Source organism: Pseudomonas brassicacearum (genome assembly GCF_918698105.1).
Lineage (GTDB): Bacteria > Pseudomonadota > Gammaproteobacteria > Pseudomonadales > Pseudomonadaceae > Aquipseudomonas > Aquipseudomonas brassicacearum_F.
This window is the reverse complement of sequence record NZ_CAKKMI010000004.1, coordinates 124,136-146,299: the sequence shown is the minus strand read 5'-3', so window position 1 is coordinate 146,299 and position 22,164 is coordinate 124,136. Positions and strand designations below refer to the sequence as shown.

At 61.7% G+C, this 22,164-nt stretch carries 18 protein-coding genes; 12 read left to right on the top strand and 6 right to left on the bottom strand.

What is annotated here, in order from left to right:
* Window positions 1-352, top strand: a 352-nt coding sequence (locus tag LQ215_RS03190) for a type II secretion system protein GspJ (RefSeq protein ID WP_230147398.1), incomplete at its 5' end; no start/stop codon positions are given.
* 228 nt (window positions 353-580) lie between these two features.
* On the opposite strand, the gene LQ215_RS03185 is transcribed toward LQ215_RS03190, so the two are convergent.
* The 3 genes from LQ215_RS03185 to LQ215_RS03175 are packed head-to-tail and all read right to left on the bottom strand — an operon-like array spanning window position 581 to window position 2,734.
* The gene (locus LQ215_RS03185) at window positions 581-1,522 is read right to left on the bottom strand and encodes a FecR family protein (protein ID WP_230147402.1); all 942 of its coding nucleotides are present in this window, start codon (window positions 1,520-1,522) and stop codon (window positions 581-583) included.
* 37 nt (window positions 1,523-1,559) lie between these two features.
* The gene (locus LQ215_RS03180; protein ID WP_230147397.1) at window positions 1,560-2,105 is read right to left on the bottom strand and encodes a sigma-70 family RNA polymerase sigma factor; all 546 of its coding nucleotides are present in this window, start codon (window positions 2,103-2,105) and stop codon (window positions 1,560-1,562) included.
* Window positions 2,102-2,734, bottom strand: coding sequence for a secretin and TonB N-terminal domain-containing protein (locus LQ215_RS03175; RefSeq protein ID WP_230147396.1), 633 nt, complete (start codon window positions 2,732-2,734; stop codon window positions 2,102-2,104). Before LQ215_RS03175 ends, LQ215_RS03180 begins: the two co-directional genes overlap by 4 nt.
* Window positions 2,735-2,934: 200 nt before the next feature.
* Here LQ215_RS03175 and LQ215_RS03170 point away from each other — a divergent pair, with 200 nt between their 5' ends.
* Window positions 2,935-3,279, top strand: coding sequence for a hypothetical protein (locus tag LQ215_RS03170; protein WP_230147395.1), 345 nt, complete (start codon window positions 2,935-2,937; stop codon window positions 3,277-3,279).
* A gap of 126 nt (window positions 3,280-3,405) precedes the next feature.
* On the opposite strand, the gene LQ215_RS03165 is transcribed toward LQ215_RS03170, so the two are convergent.
* Window positions 3,406-3,846, bottom strand: coding sequence for a carboxymuconolactone decarboxylase family protein (locus LQ215_RS03165; protein ID WP_230147394.1), 441 nt, complete (start codon window positions 3,844-3,846; stop codon window positions 3,406-3,408).
* A 195-nt stretch (window positions 3,847-4,041) separates the two neighbouring features.
* Here LQ215_RS03165 and LQ215_RS03160 point away from each other — a divergent pair, with 195 nt between their 5' ends.
* From LQ215_RS03160 to LQ215_RS03150, 3 genes are all read left to right on the top strand, one after another.
* Window positions 4,042-5,475 (top strand): PLP-dependent aminotransferase family protein, encoded by a 1,434-nt coding sequence (locus LQ215_RS03160; protein WP_230147393.1) that lies wholly within the window; start codon window positions 4,042-4,044, stop codon window positions 5,473-5,475.
* Between the two features lie 121 nt (window positions 5,476-5,596).
* Window positions 5,597-5,890, top strand: coding sequence for an antibiotic biosynthesis monooxygenase family protein (locus tag LQ215_RS03155; protein ID WP_230147392.1), 294 nt, complete (start codon window positions 5,597-5,599; stop codon window positions 5,888-5,890).
* A 308-nt stretch (window positions 5,891-6,198) separates the two neighbouring features.
* Window positions 6,199-6,603 carry a cupin domain-containing protein gene (locus tag LQ215_RS03150; protein WP_230147391.1) on the top strand — a complete coding sequence of 135 codons (405 nt, stop codon included), beginning with the start codon at window positions 6,199-6,201 and terminating at the stop codon, window positions 6,601-6,603.
* 186 nt (window positions 6,604-6,789) lie between these two features.
* On the opposite strand, the gene LQ215_RS03145 is transcribed toward LQ215_RS03150, so the two are convergent.
* Window positions 6,790-11,658, bottom strand: a complete 4,869-nt coding sequence (locus LQ215_RS03145; protein WP_230147390.1) for an NAD-glutamate dehydrogenase — start codon at window positions 11,656-11,658, stop codon at window positions 6,790-6,792.
* A 442-nt stretch (window positions 11,659-12,100) separates the two neighbouring features.
* On the opposite strand from LQ215_RS03145, the gene LQ215_RS03140 reads away from it, so the two are divergent.
* The gene (locus tag LQ215_RS03140) at window positions 12,101-12,454 is read left to right on the top strand and encodes a hypothetical protein (RefSeq protein ID WP_230147389.1); all 354 of its coding nucleotides are present in this window, start codon (window positions 12,101-12,103) and stop codon (window positions 12,452-12,454) included.
* Window positions 12,455-12,677: 223 nt separating this feature from the next.
* On the opposite strand, the gene LQ215_RS03135 is transcribed toward LQ215_RS03140, so the two are convergent.
* The gene (locus LQ215_RS03135) at window positions 12,678-14,831 is read right to left on the bottom strand and encodes a WG repeat-containing protein (protein ID WP_230147388.1); all 2,154 of its coding nucleotides are present in this window, start codon (window positions 14,829-14,831) and stop codon (window positions 12,678-12,680) included.
* A 253-nt stretch (window positions 14,832-15,084) separates the two neighbouring features.
* Here LQ215_RS03135 and LQ215_RS03130 point away from each other — a divergent pair, with 253 nt between their 5' ends.
* From LQ215_RS03130 to LQ215_RS03105, 6 genes are all read left to right on the top strand, one after another.
* On the top strand, window positions 15,085-16,110 hold the full coding sequence (locus tag LQ215_RS03130) for a LacI family DNA-binding transcriptional regulator (RefSeq protein WP_290369076.1): 1,026 nt from the start codon (window positions 15,085-15,087) through the stop codon (window positions 16,108-16,110).
* A gap of 154 nt (window positions 16,111-16,264) precedes the next feature.
* Window positions 16,265-17,047 carry a sugar phosphate isomerase/epimerase family protein gene (locus LQ215_RS03125; RefSeq protein ID WP_230147387.1) on the top strand — a complete coding sequence of 261 codons (783 nt, stop codon included), beginning with the start codon at window positions 16,265-16,267 and terminating at the stop codon, window positions 17,045-17,047.
* Window positions 17,040-18,020, top strand: a complete 981-nt coding sequence (locus tag LQ215_RS03120; RefSeq protein ID WP_230147386.1) for a sugar kinase — start codon at window positions 17,040-17,042, stop codon at window positions 18,018-18,020. Before LQ215_RS03125 ends, LQ215_RS03120 begins: the two co-directional genes overlap by 8 nt.
* An 86-nt stretch (window positions 18,021-18,106) precedes the next feature.
* Window positions 18,107-19,405: an MFS transporter gene (locus LQ215_RS03115; protein WP_230147385.1), complete on the top strand. Its 1,299-nt coding sequence runs from the start codon at window positions 18,107-18,109 to the stop codon at window positions 19,403-19,405.
* A 16-nt stretch (window positions 19,406-19,421) separates the two neighbouring features.
* On the top strand, window positions 19,422-20,399 hold the full coding sequence (locus LQ215_RS03110) for a 2-hydroxyacid dehydrogenase (protein ID WP_230147384.1): 978 nt from the start codon (window positions 19,422-19,424) through the stop codon (window positions 20,397-20,399).
* A 567-nt stretch (window positions 20,400-20,966) separates the two neighbouring features.
* Window positions 20,967-22,139 carry a YcaO-like family protein gene (locus LQ215_RS03105; protein WP_230147383.1) on the top strand — a complete coding sequence of 391 codons (1,173 nt, stop codon included), beginning with the start codon at window positions 20,967-20,969 and terminating at the stop codon, window positions 22,137-22,139.
* Window positions 22,140-22,164 lie beyond the last annotated feature (25 nt).

The window sequence follows — 22,164 nt, the reverse complement described above, 5'->3', positions numbered from 1 at the left end:
CGCCCTCACCGTGCGCAGCACCGAAGGCCGGGGGTTCCGCCTGGATGTCATCCGCGCGGCGGCAGCCCAGGAGGGCGAGTTGCAACGGGTGCGCTGGTGGCTCAAGGGCGACACGCTTTACCGCGCCCAAGGCCAGGCCCGCAGCCGCTATCCACTGCCGGCACCCGGCCCAGGCGTGGCGGTGCTCAGTGACGTCAGCGACGCCGCACTGCGGTTCTGGGACAAGGAAAAAGGCTGGCGCAAGCTCAGCGGCAACCGCCAGGAAAACCCGATGGGCATCGAAATCAGCCTGACCCGCCAGACGCCTCAGGGCATAGAGAAATATCGACAGGTGCTGGGGCCGCTGGATTAGGCGGTTATTGGACGACCTTCAAGGCTTGAGCACAGCACAGGTCCCTTGTGGGAGCGAGCTTGCTCGCGATGGCGGTGTATCAGTCAAGTTCAATGTCGCTGACCCATCGCTATCGCGAGCAAGCTCGCTCCCACAGGGGTATTGGGTGAACTCTAGATTTGGGCCAAGCACCGGGCCTTTGTGGGAGCGAGCCTGCTCGCGATGAGGCCCGCCCAGGCGCCACTGGCCTCAGCTCAGCACCACCACCCCACCCGGCAATTCGGTGCATTTGGCGCCATAGGCATCGCGGATCAACAGTGCCACGCCCGCCAGTTGGTCGAGGCGAAACCGCGCCTGGACCTTGCGCTGGCCCAGTTCGCGGTTGAGCAGCAGCAACATGCCTGGCCGATAGCGGTTGATTTCATCGATGACGCTGGCCAGGGTCGCGTCGTTGAACACCAGGACCTGCTCACGCCAGGCGACGGCTGCCGACACATCGGCAGGCTTGGGAGCGCCCACCCGACCAGGGTCGTACGTCAGCTGCATGCCCGGCTCCAGGCGAAACCGTTGGCCTTGCACCTCGACCTGCACCACGCCCTCCAGGCAGGTGGCACAGACGCTCTGGTCGGTGTAGCGGATGTTGAAGCGTGCGCGAGCGGCGCTGATCCAACCGGCGCCGGCCTGGACGCTGACCACCTGGGCACTGCGCCCCTGCACTTCAATCTCGCCGCTGAGCAACTCCAGTCCTTGTCCGCCCTCGGCCAGCGCGCGGCGGCTGAGGCGGGTCTGGGTGTTGAGCTCCAGGCTGACGCCCTCGGCCAGTTCCACGCGGCGCTGTTCGCCGACATCGGTGACGTAGTCGGCTCCCAGCCCGGAAACACCACCGGGCACCGTGGCGCGGATCAGCAGGAAAGCCGCCGACGCGGCAATGGCCCCACCCAACAACGCCCGGCGGCCGAAATGCCGGGGCGCCTGCACCGCCGCGGCGGCGGGTTGCAGCCCCTGCCACAGCGCCTTGGCCTGCTCGAAAGCCCGGGCATGTTCAGGGCTTTGCCCGCACCACAGGCGCAAGGCCCGGGCATCGGCCACGGTGGCGCGCCCCGAGGTCAGCAGGATCAGCCAGTCTCGGGCCTCGCTGGCCAATCGGGCCTGGGGCGTGGCGTCAGGGGAAGCGATGCTGAAGATGTTCAAGCGCACACACACTCACGAAAGGGTCGGGTCTCTACTCTCAAGACGGTTTTCCCGCGCCGGGACCGAACCGCTGAATGACTTTTCTTTCCAGGCGCTGGGCGCAGTGCCCCAACGCAGCCTTGATTTCCTTCTCCACCATGCGCGTGGAAATACCGAAGCGCTGGGAGATTTCCAGGTGCGGCGCTTCCTCCAGGCGTGCGGCGATGAAAATCCTGCGGCGGCGCGCCGGCAGTTCATACAAGGCCTTGAGCAGGGTCTGCAGTTCCTTCTGCCCACCCACCACGCGGGCCGGATCCAGCGCTTCATCCGAGACCTGCAGCAATTCCTCGATTTCGTCACCCGTGAGCAGGCGCGCATCGGCCTGCCGGCGGTCGGCGGCGATGTTCAGGGCCATGCGATACAAATAAGCGTTGGGCTGGGCGATCCCCTGGGTATCGACCATGCGATCGACCCGCAAGTAGGTTTCATGCAACACATCGTTGGCCAGTTCCTCGGAGCCCAGGCGCCTGCGCAGGCGCACCCTGAAATCCTCATACGAGGTAAGGAACAACTTCACCAACGGGCTGCGACCGGAGTCTTTCATCGCCCGGACACCCCTTCCCCTGCTATGCATTCCATGCTTCTTCCTGATGAATCGGGTAACAAAAGCAGGGTCACCGGTTGGCGCAACGAGCTGGGCGCCGGGCGGTCGATCCTGAGGTTTTGCAAACTGTTGACCAAGGCCTTGTCCCGCATCACGTCGCCCGTGGAACTGACCAGGCGGCTGTGCTGGACCACGCCGTCCCGGCCGATCCACACTTGCAGCACCGCCCGGAAACTGCCCGGGCGGGTCAACGGTGAACGACACAAATTGCGCTGGATGACCGCCTGGATCGCTGCCGCGTAGTTGCTGTCACTCAAGCCCGGGGTGACGCCGGGAGGCAGCGGTACCTCGCGGACCTGCACCGGCTGCAACGTGAACGCATCCGCCCGGGCATAGTGCGCCGCCAGCCCGGTGCCGCTGAGCAACACCCTCAACCCTTCGGAAGGTGTGAACTGCCCCTGGACACCCAGCGTATGACGCTGGCTCGACAACGGGTGGTCCACCAACACCGCCATGCCCGTCGCCCGGCTGAACTGCTCCAGCGCCGTGGTCAGCTCCTGGGGCGCGATGTCCAGGTCCACCAGCCCAACCGCCTGGATTGGCCCGGCCAGCAGACACAACAACGCCATCAGCCACCGCAAGGGCGCCCTGGTCAATCCACGCCCGCGTCCGCCCCCGGCTCTGCCCTGCTGCACGACTGACGTATCCGTTGAAAACCGTCATCCTGAGGGGAGTTTATGAATGTCGTATGACAACTGATACAAATCCTCCGGACCGCACTAGACTGGTGCCAGACAACGAACCGTCGGGTGTGACGGGCAGGAGGTCGATGATGAAACAGTGGACGAAAATGATGGCAGGCCTCGGGCTGCTCATGGCCCTGCCCTGGGCCCAGGGCGAAGAAGCCCCGGCCTGTATCGAGGTGACCGTCGGTGGCTACAAGACCCCCGACTACAACTGCCTGAGCCGGCAGATGGGCAACGACCCGCAGGCTGCAACCGCTGCGCAACGGACCCAGGACGCCATGAATGTGCCGGTCAACGAACGCGCACCCAACAGCATCGGCCTGGCAACCCCAGCGGCCACTGGCGTGCGCATGGGCAATACGTTTGGCACGTCGGTCAAGCCCCAGCGGCCGCCGGTTCCGACCAGTAATTCGCCGCTGCCCAAGTGAACGCCACTGCTTTTGTGGCGAGGGAGCTTGCTCCCGCTGGGCTGCGAAGCGGCCCCGGGATTCTGCGGTCGCTGCGCAACCGAGCGGGAGCAAGCTCCCTCGCCACAGGGGACTAGATCCAAGCGATCAGCCACCCGGACTCTGACGAAAACTCACCGCCAGCCGGTTCCAGCTGTTGATGGTGCTGATCGCCAGGGTCAGGTCCACCAGTTCTTCCTCGCTGAAGCAGGCCCGGGCCTGTGCATAGACGTCGTCCGGCACCTGGCTCTCGGCCAACAGCGTCACCGCCTCGGTCCAGGCCAGGGCGGCGTGTTCGCGAGCCGTGAAGAAACCGCTGTCGCGCCACACCGCCACCGCGTAGAGCCGACGCTCGGTTTCGCCCTGGCGTCGCGCCTCCACCGAATGCATGTCGGTGCAAAAGGCGCAGCCATTGAGTTGTGACGCGCGGATCTTGATCAGGTGCAGCAGCGCCGGTTCGATACTCAGGCGGCTGGCCAGGGCTTCCAGGCCGATCATGGCTTTCATCGCCCCAGGCGATGCAGTGTAGTAATCCAGACGCGGGCTCATGGCGGGCTCCGTGGTATTCGAGACCTTCACGCTAGGCCCTGGGACCGGTCAATAACAGGTCCAATATCCCGAAAAACCCGGAGACAAGTCCAATGGGCGGGATTTTCCCCACGCAACTTCTATGCAGTCGCACAATGCGGGTAATCTTGCGCCTTTGACGCTGGCGGCCCAACAATCGCCCAGGAGCTTGCGGGTATGGAACTTCATGTTGTCATCAACGGCCGCAAGGACCTGTCGGGCCAGTTGTATCAACAACTGCGCAGCGCCATCGAAAGCGGTCGCCTGGCGGCCGGCACGCAACTGCCGCCCAGCCGCCTGCTGGCCGAGCAACTGGGGGTTTCGCGCAAGACCGTCTCCGACACCTACGCCCAACTGACCTACGAAAACCTGCTCACCGGCATCATCGGCAAAGGCACCTACGTCAACGCGCGGCCGGCCAGGATCGTGCGCAAACAGAGCCACCGCGAGCTGGCCGGTGCCGACGTCGTCGAGGCCTGGCGCACCATGCCGGACCTGATGCGCCATCCCACCCTCGAAGGTGCGTTGCGCTACGACTTCATCGGCGGCGCCACGGGCAAGGGCCAGTTTCCGCTGGACGACTGGCGGCGCTGCACGGCCCACGCGCTGCGCCAGATCGCCAGCGCCAAGGGCTTCTACAGCCAGCCCGAAGGCCTGCCGTCGCTGCGCAATGCCATTGCCCGGCACATCGCGTTTTCCCGCGGGGTCAATTGCCAGGATGCGGACGTGGTGGTGTGCAACGGCGCACAGCAGGCCCTGGACCTGATCTCGCGGGTGTTGACCCGGCCCGGCAGCCTGGTGGCCATGGAAGATCCGGGCTATCCGCCGGCGCGCCTGTTGTTCGGCTCCCAGGGCGCCACGGTGGTCGGCGTGCCGGTGGACGAGCAAGGCCTGCGGGTCGACCTGATCCCCGACGGTACGCGGCTGATTTATGTGACGCCCTCCCACCAGTTTCCCTTGGGCATGCCCATGAGCCAGGCCCGCCGCGAGGCCCTGCTGGCGCGGGCCTATGAGCTGGGGGCGATCATCATCGAAGACGACTACGACAGCGAATTCCGCTACGAAGGCCGGCCCGCCGATTCGTTGCAGAGCCTGGATGAGCGCGGGATCGTGGCGTACGTCGGCACCTTCTCCAAGACCTTGTTGCCGGAGCTGCGCCTGGGCTATGCGATCCTGCCGCCGGCGATTCTTGAAGCGGTGATCCTGGCCAAGCGCCTCACCGACCAGCACACCTCCACCCTGCCCCAGTGGGCGCTGGCGAAGTTCATCGCCGAGGGTTGCCTGCTCAAGCACATCCGCCGCTGCCATACCTTGTATGCCGGCCGCCGCGAGCGAATCCTGGCCCGCATGGCCGGAGACTTGTCGCCCTGGTTCGACGCCGTGCCGACCACCGCGGGCTTTCATATGGCGGTGTTGTGCAAGGTCCCGATGGACCTGGCGCTGGTGATCGAACTGGCGAAAAAAGCCGAAGTCGGGCTCTACAGCCTTGATGGCTTTTTCAACGAGGCCCCGGTGCGGCCGGGGCTGTTCTTTGGTTTCGGTGCGATCGAAACCCTGGACATCGACATCGCCCTGGATCGCTTGCGCGACATTCTGCAGCAAGTGGCCTGAGGGATTGGACTGGGCATTTATCCGCCCATTGGCTGTTTGTGCCTTGCCCCGGCGGGCCTATCCTGCATGGGTGTCATTGATGTTGAGCAACCCCCTGCGACTTTATTCAGGAGCCTGAACAATGTCTCGCCAAGTGATCAATACCGTACAGGTGCACGCCGCTGCCGGTCGCTCGGAAGAACTGGGCCGGCAATTGCAGCAAATCGTCGAGACCCTGCGTGCCCAGCCGGGCTGCGATGCCTACCTGGTCGACCGTTGCCCGGACGATGGCGACCGCTGGAGCGTCAGTGCCCGCTGGCAGTCGGAAGCGGCCATGCAAGCCCACTTCAACTGCCCGGAAGTGCAAGGCTTCATCAGCCTGATCGACAACCGCCTGGCCCGAAGCGTCGACTTCAATAGTTTTCCGATTGTCTGAGGCACTCCTCTGTCCGGCCCACTTAGCTAAGCACTTCCTGTGGCGAGGGAGCTTGCTCCCGCTCGGCTGCGCAGCAGACGCAAAACTGTGTGATTGAACGCGCAGCCTGTATTGGGGCGGCTTCGCCACCCAGCGGGAGCAAGCTCCCTCGCCACAAAAGCCCCGCCAGCCAATGGCTTCATCGGCTCTGCAATTGGTCTCCCCACCTTCCAAAAGATTGGACGTTTGCTTGCCCCACCGTAGGGCTTAGGGTGAATCCATCGCCGCGACAGCGCGAAATCACTCGAAACCACACAGGCCATACCCTCATGAAAACACTCTGTCTGATCGCCGCCCTCGGCCTGCTGCCCATGACCCAGGCCTACGCCCACGAAGCCGCGCCTTCGGAGAAGGTCACGGTGCTGCAGGAGCAATTGCTGAAAAACATTCCAGGCAAGAAAACCCTGATGCTGACCGTCGACTATGCCCCCGGCCAAGCGTCCATTGCCCATAAGCATGAGGGCACGGCCATGGCCTACGTGCTGGAAGGCGCCATCACGTCACAGGTCAAGGGTGAGCCGGCGAAGACCTACAAGGCTGGTGAGTTCTGGTATGAAGCGGCGGGGTCCGAGCACCTGGTCTCGAAAAACGCCAGCGCGAGCCAACCGGCGAAACTGCTGGTGTTCATGGTGATGGGTGAGGATGAAGCGGTGCTGATACCGCTGAAAAACTAACAGCCCCAGCACAGCTGTCCCCCTGTGGGAGCGAGCTTGCTCGCGATAGCGGTGGGTCAGCGACATTGAACGTGACTGATACACCGCCATCGCGAGCAAGCTCGCTCCCACAGGGCCCGTAGCGAATCTTAAAAGCAAAAAAAGCCCCGCATCTCTCAATGCGGGGCTTTTTCATTCAACGCCGGATCAGTTGGCCGTCACGACCGCTTGACCACTCAACGCCAGGTCCAGCAGTTCGCGGTTGGCGACCGCGTACATGGCGTAGTCGGTGCCGCTGGCGGCACGGATGTCCACCAGCATGGCGCGCCAGCGCTCGACCATTTCACGGTGCTGTTCAAGCCACAGCGCCAGGCGGGTTTCCACGTCCTGGGTCGCGTCGCCGTCCTGCAGGACCGAGATGGTGATCGCCCGTTGCTGCCAGTCGATGTCATCGCGGAACGCTTCACGGGCCAGTGCCTGCCAGTTGTTTTCCACCGGCAGTGCGCTGATCTGTTGCAGGTACCAGGTGATGTCCAGGGCGCTGCCCACGGCGAAGTAGGCCTTGGCCACGTCGGCGGCGTTCTGGCCGGTGACGTCGGACGCCTCGATGATCGGCAACAAGGTGTACAGGTGCGTGGTACCGGCAACCATGCGCGCCAGCAACTCCGGCACACCGGCGGCCACGTAGGCCTGGTAGCGGGTCTGCCAGCCTTCGCGGGTCGGGCCTTCCAGCAGTTCATCGAGCTTGAGGCCCAACGCAGCCAGGTGCGGACCGAAGTGCGCGACATCACGGGCAGCGTTCTGCTCGTTGCGGCGGCTGCGCAGGAACCAGCGCGTGGCGCGACGGCCCAGGCGCATCAGCTCGTCCATCAGTTCCAGTTGCACGTCGGCCGAGACCTGGTGGTCCAGGGCTTCGATCTGACGGAACCAATGCGGGAGGTGGAAGATATCCCGAACGATTACATACGCACCGGCCACGTTCGCCGGGCTCATGCCTGTCGACTCTTTCAACCTTTGGACAAAAGTGATGCCCATGTGGTTGACCAAATCGTTGGCAATCTGGGTGCTGACGATCTCACGCTTCAGCCGGTGACGACGCATGGCCTCGGAGAACTTGCTGACCAGGGTCGGCGGGAAAGCCGTCTCCATGTCACGGGTCAGGTAATCGTCGTCCGGTACCAGGGAGTTGAGCAGCGCTTCCTTGAGGTCGATCTTGCTGTAGGAGATCAACACCGACAGTTCGGCACGGGTCAGGCCATGGCCCGCCGCGACACGCTCGTTGATTGCCTCTTCAGACGGCAGGAACTCGATGGCGCGATCCAGCTTGCCACGGCCTTCCAGATCGTTCATCAGGCGCTTGTATTCGGCGATCCGCACGAAGGCGCGGCGTGCCGCCAGGGACAGGGCCTGGGTCTGCTTGTAGTTGTTGCCCAACACCAGGCCACCGACTTCGTCGGTCATGCTCGCCAGCAACTGGTTGCGTTGCTTGTCGGTCATGTCGCCGGCCTGCACCACTTCGTTGAGCAGGATCTTGATGTTCACTTCGTGGTCGGAGCAGTCCACGCCGCCCGCGTTGTCGATGAAGTCGGTGTTGGAACCGCCGCCATTGAGGCCGAACTCGACGCGACCCAGTTGGGTCATGCCCAGGTTGCCGCCCTCGCCCACGACCTTGCAGCGCAGTTCGTTGCCGTTCACGCGCAGTGCATCGTTGGCCTTGTCGCCAACATCGGCGTGGCTTTCAGTGCTGGCCTTGACGTAGGTGCCGATACCGCCGTTCCACAACAGGTCCACCGGCGCCTTGAGCAAGGCGTTGAGCAGCTCGGTCGGGGTCAGCTTGTCAGCCTTGATGTCGAAGCGTTCTTTCATCTGTGGCGAGATGGCGATGCTCTTGGCGCTGCGCGAGAAGATACCGCCGCCTTCGGACATGATGCTGGTGTCGTAGTCGGTCCAGGCCGAACGCGGCAGGTCGAACAGGCGCTTGCGCTCGGCAAAGCTGCTGGCAGGCTCCGGGTTCGGGTCGATGAAGATGTGCAGGTGGTTGAAGGCCGCGACCAGTTGCAGCTTGTCGGACATCAACAAGCCGTTGCCGAACACGTCGCCGGCCATGTCGCCGACGCCCACCACGGTGATGCTGTCTTCCTGGACATTGATGCCGCGCTCGCGGAAGTGGCGCTGCACGCCGACCCACGCGCCCTTGGCGGTGATGCCCATTTTCTTGTGGTCGTAACCGGCCGAACCGCCGGAGGCGAACGCGTCGCCCAGCCAGAAGCCGTAGTCGATGGCGATGCCGTTGGCGATGTCGGAGAAGGTCGCAGTGCCCTTGTCCGCCGCCACCACCAGGTACGGGTCATCGTCGTCATGACGCACGACGTTGGCCGGCGGTACCAGTGCGCCGTCCTTGAGGTTGTCGGTGATGTCCAACAGGCCCGAGATGAAGATGCGGTAGCAGGCGATGCCCTCGGCCGCGATCTCGTCCCGGCTGCCGCCCAACGGCAGGCGACGAGGCAGGAAACCACCCTTGGCGCCCACCGGTACGATCACCGAGTTCTTCACTTGCTGGGCTTTTACCAGGCCGAGCACTTCGGTGCGGTAGTCTTCCTCACGGTCGGACCAGCGCAGGCCGCCGCGGGCCACGTTGCCGAAGCGCAGGTGCACGCCTTCGACCCGTGGCGAGTAGACGAAGATCTCGAACTTGGGCACCGGTTTCGGCAGTTCCGGAATCAGGTGCGGGTTGAACTTGAAGCTGAAGTACGACTTGCTATGGCCGTTGGCGTCGGTCTGGTAGAAGTTGGTCCGCAGGGTGGCCTTGATCAGGTCCAGGTAGCGACGCAGGATGCGGTCTTCGTTGAGCACCTGGACGTCGTCCAGGGCCGAGAGGATCGCTTGCTCCAGGCGCAGCTGCTTGTCTTCCAGGTCATCGCCGCTGAGTTTGCGCGCCAGGTAGAAGCGGGTCTTGAACAACCGGGTCAACTCGCGAGCGATGTCGGTGTGGTTGTTCAGGGTGCTGGCGATGTAACCCAGGTCGAAGCCCAGGCGGATCTGCTTCAGGTAACGGGCATAGGCACGCAGCAGCGCCACGTCGCGCCATGGCAGGCCGGCGGTCAGCACCAGGCGGTTGAACGCATCGTTCTCGGCATCGCCACGCACGATGTGGACAAAGGCGTCCTGCAAGGTGTCGTTGAGTTGCTGGATGTCCAGGTCCAGGCCTTCGGCGGCGGTGAACGCGAAATCATGAATCCAGAACTCGCGGCCGTTGGTGTGGCGCAGGCGATACGGGAACTCGCCGAGCACGCGCAGGCCGAGGTTTTCCAGGATCGGCAGCACGTCGGACAGCGCCAGTGGCGTATCGGCGTGATACAGCTTGCAGTGCAGCTCACGCTGGCCGGAGACCTGGCCCAGCGGCTGGTAGAAGCTCATGACCAGCGGATTCTTTTCGCTCAGGCTCAGCAGGTGCTGCATGTCGACCACGGCCGAGTGCGCGGCAAAGCGCTCGCGGTAGCCGGCCGGGAAGCCTTTCGGGAAATCCGACAGCACGTTGGTGCCCTGGGCTTCGCCGAAGCTCTCGACGACGAGGCTGGCGTAGTCGTCCTTCCAGCTGCGGCAGGCCTGGACGACTTCTTTTTCCAGCAAGACCGGATCGATGTCCAGACGATTCTTCGGATCCACCCGCAGGATCAGTTGTACACGGGCCAGTACGGATTCGGAGAAGAAGGTCCAGAACTCGCAGTCCGAGGCCTTCAGGCGATCCATCAGCACTTGCTGGATCTTCTGGCGCACTTCGGTGGAGTAGATGTCACGTGGCACGTAGGCCAGGCAGTAGCAGAAACGGCCATACGGGTCTTTGCGCAGGAACACGCGGATCTTGTTGCGTTCCTGGATCTGCACGATGGACATGACGGTGCTGAACAGCTCGTCCACCGGGGTCTGGAACAGATCGTCACGGGGCAGCACTTCGACCACCTGGGCGAGTTCCTTGCCCAGGTGCGCCTTGGCCTGGAAGCCCGAGCGACGCTCGATTTCCGCGACCTTGCGGCGGATGTACGGGATGACCCGCACGCTCTCGCCATACACCGAAGAGGTGTACAGGCCCATGAAGCGGCATTCCTTGATGACCTTGCCGTCGGCATCGATTTCACGGATCGACACGTAGTCCGGGTAGGCCGGACGGTGTACGCGGCTTGGGTGCGCGGCCTTGGCAAACGACAGCAGCGTCGGTTCGCGCAGGTAATTGACGGCGTAGTCTTCGATGCGCAGGTCTTCGGCGGTCAGGCCGGCGCGCAGCAATTTGGTCAGGCCCAGGAACGAATCAGGGTTGTATTCGATGTGGCCGCCATCGGCCTCATCGCGAACCACGAACTCTTCGTAGCCCAGGAAGGTGAAGTGGTTGCCCACCAGCCATTCCAGGAAACTCTTGATCTCGCTCTTTTCATCAGCGTCGATGGCGTAGGCGCTGCTGTCCAGGCTGTCGAGGATTTCCTGGACCTTGGCTTTCATCGGTTCGAAGTCGGCCACGGCCACGCGCACTTCGCCCAGCACTTGCTCAAGTTCCTTGCTCAGGACGTTGAGTTCGGCGGCGTTGGCGCAGCGGTCGATCTCCAGGTACATCAACGACTCTTGCAGGATGCCGTCGCCCTGGGTGCCTTTTGGCAGGATTTCCAGCAACTCGCCCTTGCTGCCGCGACGCACGCTCAGCACGGTGGTTTGCAGGGTATGGATGCTGTAGCCGCGACGGTTCAGCTCGGTGCGGACCGAGTCCACCAGGAACGGCAGGTCGTGGTGCAGCACTTCCACGGCTGTGTGGGTCGACTGCCAGCCATGGCGTTCGTAATCGGGGTTGTAGACGCGCACCTGCGGTTGCGTGTGATCGAAGCGCTCAAGCAGGCGCCAGGCAGACAGGGTGCAGCCGGCAAGGTCGGACAACCGGCGCTGGGTAAGTTCATCGAGGGAAATGATGCCGAAGAATTGTTCAGCGAACAGCGCCACTTGTGGCAGTGCCTGTTCACTGATGTGCTGCGCCAGTGCCGCCTGCAGTTGGTGCTGGAAGTCGGCTTTGCTGGCTGCGGTGAAGAACGCCATCTGTGGTACTCCGCTTGGGCTTGTTATTGATTGAAGCGTCGCGTGCAACCCCTGCGGGGCTGTCGGCCATCCCGTTCCTGATTCTCGGGCAGAGGAAACAGGATGACAGGTGGGTGAAGCTGGACAGGACCGGCAGGTCACATCCTTTTCCATGTAATTTCATGTCATGGACACCTGCAAAAACCACCCCGGGGTGGACTTTGCAGGAGCACATCCGTTGCGCAGCTTAACGAGTGCGACAATGTGCCTGCTTGCAGCGCTGCGACATATTCGGTCATCGGCAAGCTAAACCGGCCCGAGTTCATCGAATAACCCTAGCAGCCCAGGGCCGAAACGGCACCTGGCAGTGTGAAATCGCAGCCCGATTGCGGTAATCCAGCGCAAAGTCCTCCAGGCTGGCAAAATCCACTTTTTTCGGCTCATCGAGCCAGGAGCCATCACCATGCAAATGACCACCCCCCTGCTGATCGCCAATCCGTGCGACGACGAAGAAGACAACATGGCCATGCTCTGCTGCCACAGCGCCCAGGGCGAAATGTTCCTGATGACCCGCTACCCCGACGAAGACGAACTGGAGATTGCCTTGGATGGCGAGCCTTCAACCCTGGAGGGCGTGAAGGTCACCCTCAGCCCTACCCGCTTGCTGATTGAGATTGCGGCGGCGGATGCCGATGCGTTGAACGGCGACGACGTGTTGGAGATCACTCACGACACCGATGCAGCGGACCTGGCGGAAGTGGAACAGACGTTGCAGAAAATCCTCGATGGGACGGGGACCTATATAAGCCAGCTCTGAGGTCCGGACACGAACCCGCTCCTGTGGCGAGGGAGCTTGCTCCCGCTCGACTGTAGGAGCTGCCGAGCGAAGCGAGGCTGCGATCTTTTGATCTTTTGATCTTTCGCTTGAGACTCAAGTGACTGGGGAAAGATCGCAGCCTCGCTTCGCTCGACAGCTCCTACACAGTTCCTACAGACCAGCGGGAGCAAGCTCCCTCGCCACAGGATCCGTGCACCAACCGTTATTCGTCTTTCTGCACCAGATTGCCGTCAGCGTCATAGGCCAGGTATTCGTCATCGTTATTCGGATCCCTCACGTAATAACGGGCCTCATTGCCGTTATCCGGCACCTTCATGCTGGTGTAGGACCCCAGCGCCTTGATCACCTTATTGTCCTGACTGATCAAGATCAGCCCCGAACCACCCCCGGCACGGATGGCCGCGGCGTACCGAGCCTGGAACGCGTTGAGCTGGCTGTACTCCAGCGGGACTCGCAAGGTGCCCGCCAGGTCGATGGCGCCATAGCTGCCATCGCGTGCGACCACCGCCATGCCGTTGGAAAACGGTTCCACCTCGTCATACGGCAACCTGATGGGCAGCCGCGTCCCCTGGCGATTGATAAAAGCAAACTTCCGGCTTTTAGCGTCCTGCACCAACAGCGGTTGCTGCCCGACAAACCGGCCTATCACGTTGTCACCCGGCAGGTTGATCCGTTTACCGTCCAGGTCGAAAACGTTCTGACGACTCCGGTCGGCAGCGCTGGCGTAGAGCAGACCCTCGCTGTGCTCGATGCCGGAGAACTGCGCCGGCAGGATTTCCTTGCCGTCCAGGGTATAGGCGCCGTAGAGGCCTTCCATGACATCGGTTCGTTTGCCGAGACGGGCGATGAACACGTTGCCAGTCACGGTCGGGTTGACGAATTTCATCGGCAATACGAAACGATGCCCCTTGGCATCGTAGAGCCCATAAGGTCCGTTGGTTTCCCGTTCCACCAACAGCAGGCCATTGCTCAACGTTTCGGTGATGTATTCGAACGGCAGGTCCACGAGCTTGTTGCTGCCGGCAGGGAAATAGGCGAGCTGGCTGCGCAACGCCTGCCAGTCCGAGTCCGGGTCGCTGGACTTTTCCGGGGAAAACAACGTGTAGGTATCGGCCATCTGGCTATCTTGTACCTGCACCCAACGGGGCTTGATCAACCACTGACCGGCCTGATCGATGAAGCCGTAGCGCTCGGCGTTCCGGTCCAGGGCGATGTAACGCGCCTGCTCCGCCAGGACGTTGTCGACCTGGGTGAACGCAACGCTGTTGTCTTCCATCGGATCGAGCACATGAATGACGATGCGTTGCGGGGTGGCCTCGAATTGATAGTCGACCTCGGTGTTTTTCAACGGCCCCACCTGAGCGGCCAGCGCCTGGGTCAGGCGTTCCAACTGCTGCTGTACCGCCTGGCCGGTCTTGAGTTGCTTGAGATCGTCCTTGGTCTGCAGCAGCGCTTTGTAATAGTCATGCAACGCCGCGATATCGCCTGCGGAGGGGAACGCGCGGGAGTTGTTGCCGTTGCTGTAGAGCGCCTTGCCCGCGTCGTCCAGCCCCTGCACCACGAAGGTCGACATCTTCGGCGTACTCAGGCGCACAGAGGCGCTGGCGTCACCCAGGGCGGTGAGCTGGAAGGACTGGCCGTCGTCCAGGGTCACCTTCGGATGATCCTTGTCCAGGACCACTTTCCTGAACGCCGGATAACTGCGGTAGGAAACCGTCAGGCCGAGACTCGCCAGCGGTTTGTTCACCGTAAGTGCGAAGGCGTCATGGGACGAGATTGTGTCGTCGGACTCGACCATGGGCGGCGCCTTGAGATCGGCGAAGGTTTTTTCGCTGCCATCGCGAAACCGCAGGCGCTGCGGCATGTACTGCTCGGCCGCCGGCTCATCCGGCGTCGCGGCGCGCTTCCAGAGCGGATCAAGGCTGCTGGTGTCGAGCCTCACTTCGGAACCGTCGGCGAATAGCCTCTGGGCAAAACGCAGGCCCTGGATCGACGCCAGTTCAGCTTTCAGTTGCGCACTGGTGAATGGGACAAACAGCGGCTCGTACTGCAACGGCTGCTCGTCGGCAGGCTCGGTCGTCTCAATACTCAGGCTCAATTGCGCGTCACTGACCAACGCCAGGGAGCGGAGGGTTTCACCGGTGTCCTGAATCAAATAGTTGAGGCGTTTCTCCACCTCGGGCAGTGCCAGCGTGCCGATGTCTTCCATGCCCCCTTCGTTCAGCTGTTCAGCGACGAAACCTTCATCGGCCGGCGCGCCGCTGTGGCGAAACAGGGTGTAGGACGCACCGCCCACCACCAACAAGGTCACACTCAGTATCGACAGCAATCTCAAACGAGGCTGGGAAAAGTTCATGGAGGCTTCGGTCGTCAAAGGGGTTGGGAAGGCAGGCAGCTAACCACACGGCCTTACGCGCTGCAAATCGCCTGGAGGGCCCGTTCTGTTACTTCGGCCTGCCGACCTGCCTGGATCGTCGCCCTTGTCCGGCTGAAGTGAACCACCGTCGGTCGTGCCTCCGACACGTCGCCCTTGACGAAGGGATGGATTCTGATGTTTCCTGAAACCGGTTTCAGAACCGCTAATAAATCCAATAAGCAGGTTTCAATCCGTGAATTCTTTCTCCGCCGCCCAGCGCAGCCGCGTGACCATGCTTGATGTCGCCGAACGCGCCGGGGTCTCCAAGGCCAGTGTCTCGCGTTTCATTGGCGAGGACCGCGCCCTGCTCTCCGAGGCCATTGCCCGACGTATCGAGCAAGCCATCAGCGAGCTGGGCTACCGGCCGAACCAGATGGCCCGCGGCCTCAAGCGCGGGCGCACACGCCTGATCGGCATGCTGGTGGCCGATATCCGCAACCCCTATTCGATCGCCGTGATGCATGGCGTGGAAACCGCCTGTCGTCGTCATGGCTACAGCCTGGTGGTGTGCAACACCGACCGTGATGACGAGCAGGAGCGCCAGCACCTGGCGCTGTTGCGCGCCTACAACATCGAAGGGTTGATCGTGAACACCCTGGGTCATCACCGTGACGAATTGTTTGAACTGCGCAGCGAAATGCCCCTGGTGCTGGTGGATCGCAAGGTCGATCAACTGGACAGCGACCTGGTCGGGCTGGACAACCCAAAGGCCGTCGAGATGGCCCTCGATCACCTCGAACAACGGGGCTACCGCGATCTGTTGCTGGTGACCGAACCCTTCGACGGCACCAGTTCGCGAATCGAGCGGGTCGAGAGTTTCAAGGCCGGCATCACGCGACGCCCTGCCCTGACCGGCACCGTGGTGGAAACCTGCGACCAATTGAACGCGCGCATCAAGGCTTTCCTGGCCCAACCGGGGCAAGGTCCCAAGGCACTGTTCTGTGCCAATGGCATTGCCGCGCTGGCCGCCACGACGGTGTTGCGCGAGCTCGGTTGTCACTTGTTCGACGACGTGGGCCTGATTGCCCTCGACGACCTGGATTGGTACCCCTTGGTGGGCAGCGGCATCACGGCCCTGGCCCAACCGACGGCGGAGATCGGCGCCAGTGCGTTCGAGTGTCTGCTCAAGCGTTTGCGCGGAGACAAAGGACCGGTGCGGACCTTGGATTTTGCGGCGCGGTTGATTGAGCGTGGGTCGACGCTTGGGGTTTCTCGGTGATTGGGCCGGCCTTATCGCGAGCAAGCTCGCTCCCACAATGGATCTGCATCGCGCTCGAAATCCCTGTGGGAGCGAGCTTGCTCGCGATGAGGCCCTGAAGCACACCACCTTTTTTTTGCACAAAACTGAAACCGGTTTCAGAGGTATAAAAACAATGAACAACCCACCCGTCTCCATCAGCCTTTCCAGCTACGGCGCCGACCTGGTACGGCAACATGGCCAAGGCAGCTTCATTGATCTGCTGGCAGCCGCCGGGGCCTCGCGCATTGAATGGCGCGAAGAATTGCTCACCACCGAACAGCCCGCCGAGCTGGCCGCTCGCGCTCGCGCCCAGGGGCTGCAAAGTGTTTTCTCGTCGCCACTGGAGCTGTGGCTCGCCGGTCAGTCCAGGCCCAACCCGGCCCTGGCGTTGGCCCTGCAACGGTCCGAGGCATTCGGCTCGGCATGGCTGAAAGTCTCTCTCGGGCATTTCACCGACTCCCATGATCTGTCGGCACTGGCGGATGTGCTCGGCGCAAGCCCGGTGCAGTTGCTGGTGGAAAACGACCAGACCTTGCAAGGCGGACGGATCGAACCGTTTCAACGGTTCTTCAGCGCAGCAGAAGCGTACGCATTGCCCGTCGGCATGACCTTCGACATTGGCAACTGGCAATGGCAGGACCAATCGGCCGCCGTGGCCGCCCGACAGCTCGGACGGTATGTGGCTTATGTGCATTGCAAGGCAGTGGCCCGGCGCGCCGACGGCAAACTGGTCGCCGTGCCTCCGGCCATGACCGACCTGCACCTGTGGGAGCAACTGCTCAAGCACATGCCCGTCGGGGTCATGCGCGCCGCCGAATACCCGTTGCAGGGCGATGACTTGCTGCAATTGACCACTGGCCATGTCGCCACGTTGTCCCGTCTTGGGCAATCGTACCGGGAGCCTGCCCATGCCTGAGTTCGATGTGTTGTCGTTCGGCGAAACCATGGCGATGCTGGTGGCTGACCAGCGCGGTGACCTGGCCAGCGTCGACCAGTTCCACAAGCGCATCGCCGGGGCCGACAGCAACGTCGCCATCGGCCTGTCGCGGCTGGGCTTCAAGGTGGCGTGGCTGAGCCGGGTGGGCGCTGATTCCCTGGGACGCTTCGTGGTGCAGACCCTGGAAAACGAAGGCCTGGATTGTCGCCACGTGGCGGTCGATCCAACACACCCCACCGGCTTTCAGTTCAAGTCGCGTACCGACGATGGCAGCGACCCGCAGGTCGAGTATTTCCGTCGCGGCTCGGCGGCCAGTCATCTGTCGATCGATTCCATCGCGCCAGCGCTGCTTGAAGCCCGTCACCTGCACGCCACCGGCATCGTCCCGGCGTTGTCGGTCTCGGCCCGCGAGATGTCCCTTGAATTGATGAGCCGCATGCGCGAGGCCGGCCGCAGCCTGTCGTTCGACCCTAACCTGAGGCCGAGCCTGTGGGCCAGCGAGTCGATGATGATCACCGAGATCAATCGCCTCGCCGCCCTCGCCCACTGGGTCCTGCCAGGGCTCGGCGAAGGTCGCTTGCTGACCGGTTTCGACGACCCGGCCGACATCGCCGCGTTCTATCTGGATCAAGGCGCCGAAATCGTCGTGATCAAGCTCGGCGCGGATGGTGCCTATTACCGCACGCACCTGGACCAGGGCGTTATCGCCGGCGTGCCGGTGGCCCGGGTGGTGGACACCGTGGGCGCCGGCGATGGCTTCGCCGTCGGCCTGATCAGCGCATTGCTCGAAGGCCGCGCCATCACCGAGGCCGTGCAGCGCGCCAACTGGATTGGCAGCCGCGCGGTGCAGAGCCGTGGCGACATGGAAGGGTTGCCGACGCGCCTTGAGTTATTGGCTGAATTTGAAACCGCCTATCGCGAGCAAGCTCGCTCCCACATGGGATCGAGTTAACACCTGTGGGAGCGAGCTTGCTCGCGATAGAGCCACCACAAAACGCACCTGCTGCAACAAAAACAACAAGCTCAGGAGTCAACGACATGCAAACGCTCAACCTCGCCACCCGCCGCTGGTGGTACATCATGCCCATTGTGTTCATCACCTACAGCCTGGCCTACCTGGACCGGGCCAACTATGGATTTGCCGCCGCCTCGGGCATGGCCAAGGACCTGATGATCACCCCGGGGTTGTCATCGCTGCTCGGCGCGCTGTTTTTCCTCGGTTACTTTTTCTTCCAGGTACCGGGGGCGATCTACGCGCAAAAGCACAGCGTGAAGAAGCTGATCTTCGTCAGCCTGATCCTCTGGGGCTCGCTGGCCACCCTGACGGGTGTGGTCTCCAATGCCTACTGGCTGATCGTGATCCGCTTCACGCTCGGGGTGGTCGAGGCCGCCGTGATGCCGGCGATGCTGGTGTACCTGTGCCACTGGTTCACCCGGGCCGAACGCTCGCGCGCCAATACCTTCCTGATCCTTGGCAACCCGGTGACCATGCTGTGGATGTCGGTGGTGTCGGGTTACCTGGTCCAGCAGTTCGACTGGCGCTGGATGTTCATCATCGAAGGCCTGCCGGCGGTGCTCTGGGCCTTTATCTGGTGGCGCCTGGCCGATGATCGTCCGGCCCAGGCCAAGTGGCTCAGCGACCAGGAGAAACAGGACCTAGAAAGCGCCTTGGCGGCTGAACAGGTCGGCATCAAGGCAGTGAAAAACTATGCCGAGGCCTTCCGCTCGCCCAAGGTGATCATCCTGGCGTTGCAGTTTTTCTGCTGGAGCATCGGGGTCTACGGGTTTGTGCTGTGGTTGCCGTCGATCCTCAAGGCCGGCCTGCAAATGAACATGGTCGAGGCCGGGTGGCTGTCGTCCTTGCCGTACCTGGCGGCGGTGATCGGCATGCTGGTGGTGTCCTGGGCGTCGGACAAGGCGCAGAAGCGCAAGCGTTTTGTCTGGCCGCCGCTGCTGATCGCCTCCGTCGCGTTCTACGCCTCCTACCTGCTGGGGGCCGAGCATTTCTGGTGGTCCTATGGCTTGCTGGTGGTCGCCGGGGCTTGCATGTACGCGCCGTATGGTCCGTTCTTTGCCATCGTTCCGGAAATCCTCCCGGCCAACGTCGCCGGCGGCGCCATGGCGTTGATCAACAGCATGGGCGCGCTGGGTTCGTTCGGCGGCTCGTACCTGGTGGGCTACCTCAACGGCACCACCGGCTCCCCCGGCATGTCCTTCCTGCTGATGAGCGGCGCGTTGCTGCTGTCGGTGGTACTGACCCTCGCCCTCAAGCCCGGCGCCAGCGACCGGGAAGTCTCCCATACCGCGACGCCAGACCCGGCGCCCGCCCGTTCCTGAATCGAGACCCAATCCCATGAAAAAGCACGTGGTGTTGTACAAAGCGTTGTCCCCCCAATTGATGGCTCGCCTGCAAGCCGAGGCCCACGTCACGCTTATCGAGCGCCTCGATGCCCAAGGCCTGGCGCAACTGCGCGACGCCCTCCCCGCCGCCCACGGCCTGCTGGGCGCCAGCCTCAAGCTGGATGCGACGCTGCTGGACCTGGCGCCGAACCTGCAAGCCATCGCCAGCGTCTCGGTGGGGGTCGACAACTACGACATCGACTACCTGACCGAACGCCGGATCCTGCTCAGCAACACCCCGGACGTGCTGACCGAAACCACCGCTGACACCGGTTTCGCCCTGATCCTGGCAACCGCCCGGCGGGTGGTGGAGCTGGCCAACTTGGTCCGCGCGGGCGACTGGCAACAGAGCATCGGCCCCCGGCATTTCGGCACCGATGTCCATGGCAAGACGCTGGGCATCATCGGCATGGGCCGTATCGGCGAAGCCTTGGCCCAACGCGGCCACTTCGGCTTCGGCATGCCGGTGCTCTACCACAGCCATTCGCCCAAGCCCGCGGTGGAGCAGCGTTTCGGCGCGCGCTATTGCAGCCTCGAGACACTGTTGCAGCAGGCGGACTTCATCTGCCTGACCTTGCCCTTGACCGCCGAGACCCAAGGGCTGATCGGTGCGCAAGCGTTCGCGCAGATGCGTCCCGAGAGCATCTTCATCAATATCTCCCGGGGCAAGGTGGTGGATGAAGCGGCGCTGATCGACGCCCTGCGCAACCGGCAGATCCGAGGCGCGGGGCTGGATGTGTTCGAGCGCGAACCCTTGAGTGCGGATTCGCCGCTATTGCAAATGGATAACGTGGTGGCAACCCCGCACATGGGCTCGGCCACCCACGAGACCCGGGAGGCGATGGCGCGTTGTGCGGTGGACAATTTGCTGATGGCATTGGCGGGTGAGCGGCCGGTGAACCTGGTGAATGCGGGGGCGTGGATCGGCTGACCTATTGCCGCCTTCGAATATGCCATCGCAAGCGGGGTCGCGATGGCATCTGTGTTCATTTAGATGTGCACGCAACACAAACTTTCCGGGCATACCCGCCTTAGAACACCGCTGCCAGATTATCCTTTTGATCCTTGCTTAAAATAATATAAACATACCAAACAGAGAGAACAGTAGAGAGAAACCACACTTTAAACAAAGCAGATACATTCCTACACCCCCCTCCTACTCAACGGCAAGAGCGAACCTACGTCAGCCTCGGAAGTCGTGCAATAGTCCTCACCTCCCCTCAATGCTATTAATTAATCACTTGCGAACAAACGCAAGTTGGGCGCTCGCATCGCGACGCCCATTAACTACATTGGAGTAAATCGACATGGGTAGGAAACGCTCTGAAATAAATCATACCTTTTTTGGCCTGCCGCAGGCATTAGGCTTTTCTAAAGACCTCCTCGCAACGGAAGCCAATTTTTTTGCGTCGCTGACCAATTAAGCCAGTGACCGATTAAATATCGGCGAACAGATGCCGGAAGGATCTCCTTTCGGCATCCTTTGACGGAGATCCATATGTCAGAACGAGAACTATCACCCACCGAAGCGCTATTCAATATCATGTCTACGCTCCATACACTGGGCCTCAGTGCAGTAACACGGTATACGACACCATCCAAGCTAGTAGCGACGGCCGAACTGTTTGATGGAAACGACAACCTCGTTGAATCGGGGGCTGGCAAGGGACCAGACTCATTAATAGGCGCACTGGCAGAAAGCATTGAACACTTCAGCACGTTTCAGCCTCTTGCTGATGCTCCCATGCGATACCGCTCCGACAGGATAGCTACTCAAAAAGCAGTTAAAGAAGATGGAATTTTTACCAGCCTGCCTCACACCGAAAAATTAATCGAATGTTTCAGGCTGACCTCCCTCAACAACAATGAAGAGCTATTCGCGCCGTGCGCCCTTCTACGCCCTGAAACGACGCAAAACATCCACGAAGATTCGAGTTCCGCACTGCACTTTTTATCTCGCTACTCATCAAACTCAGGAATTGCTTTTGGTTGCACAGAGAACGAAGCACTGTTACATGGTGCCCACGAAACAATCGAGAGGCATATCCTCTCTCTTTTCTACATGGCTGTCTGTGGCCTCGGTCCGGCAATGGAACTATACACACCTTCTGCCGCGTTGCTTCAAACAGCGCTGAGGAGCCACCCCGCTGCCTTGGCGTCAGCGAACAGGCTGCAAGTAATCATAATCAAGGACGTGCTGTCAGTTTATTTTGCAGTGGCTTTTCCCAAAGCGGGCCCTGGAGCTCACCATCTTTCACCCATTGGCTCCGGATGCTCGCTTGAGATCCATACTGCAATCCAAAGGGCAGTTACTGAACAATTCCAGTCCGAGGACTTATATGATGCCGCTGAAGAATCTATAGATAGAGAAACCTTTGATCTATTATCTAAATCAAGACACTTGAAACACTTGATTGACTTCGCACCCGTCACAAAAGCGACACTTCCTACAATTGACGCCCCTGCACACATCAATTCCATGACAGTTTCCGCACAACTGGAAAAACTGCAAAAAAACCTATCAAACATAGGAATGAAAATATTCCGCCGAACCGTAGCTCGCTTTTCAAGCAACAGCATCGTCACTCAAATTTATATTCCAGGACTTGAGCGCTTCAATATCATTAGAAACGGTCGCTTGGTGGTGCCTCAGTACGTGTTACGCGGTTGAATTATCGAACACAAAGCAAGCAGGA

Coding starts and splice junctions, on each gene's coding strand:
- LQ215_RS03125 (WP_230147387.1), top strand. CDS start 16,265: ATGAACAACCCACCCGTCTCCATCAGCCTTTCCAGCTACGGCGCCGAC.
- LQ215_RS03115 (WP_230147385.1), top strand. CDS start 18,107: ATGCAAACGCTCAACCTCGCCACCCGCCGCTGGTGGTACATCATGCCC.
- LQ215_RS03145 (WP_230147390.1), bottom strand. CDS start 11,658: ATGGCGTTCTTCACCGCAGCCAGCAAAGCCGACTTCCAGCACCAACTG.
- LQ215_RS03165 (WP_230147394.1), bottom strand. CDS start 3,846: ATGAGCCCGCGTCTGGATTACTACACTGCATCGCCTGGGGCGATGAAA.
- LQ215_RS03110 (WP_230147384.1), top strand. CDS start 19,422: ATGAAAAAGCACGTGGTGTTGTACAAAGCGTTGTCCCCCCAATTGATG.
- LQ215_RS03175 (WP_230147396.1), bottom strand. CDS start 2,734: ATGGCGTTGTTGTGTCTGCTGGCCGGGCCAATCCAGGCGGTTGGGCTG.
- LQ215_RS03155 (WP_230147392.1), top strand. CDS start 5,597: ATGTCTCGCCAAGTGATCAATACCGTACAGGTGCACGCCGCTGCCGGT.
- LQ215_RS03150 (WP_230147391.1), top strand. CDS start 6,199: ATGAAAACACTCTGTCTGATCGCCGCCCTCGGCCTGCTGCCCATGACC.
- LQ215_RS03170 (WP_230147395.1), top strand. CDS start 2,935: ATGATGAAACAGTGGACGAAAATGATGGCAGGCCTCGGGCTGCTCATG.
- LQ215_RS03120 (WP_230147386.1), top strand. CDS start 17,040: ATGCCTGAGTTCGATGTGTTGTCGTTCGGCGAAACCATGGCGATGCTG.
- LQ215_RS03180 (WP_230147397.1), bottom strand. CDS start 2,105: ATGAAAGACTCCGGTCGCAGCCCGTTGGTGAAGTTGTTCCTTACCTCG.
- LQ215_RS03160 (WP_230147393.1), top strand. CDS start 4,042: ATGGAACTTCATGTTGTCATCAACGGCCGCAAGGACCTGTCGGGCCAG.
- LQ215_RS03105 (WP_230147383.1), top strand. CDS start 20,967: ATGTCAGAACGAGAACTATCACCCACCGAAGCGCTATTCAATATCATG.
- LQ215_RS03140 (WP_230147389.1), top strand. CDS start 12,101: ATGCAAATGACCACCCCCCTGCTGATCGCCAATCCGTGCGACGACGAA.
- LQ215_RS03135 (WP_230147388.1), bottom strand. CDS start 14,831: ATGAACTTTTCCCAGCCTCGTTTGAGATTGCTGTCGATACTGAGTGTG.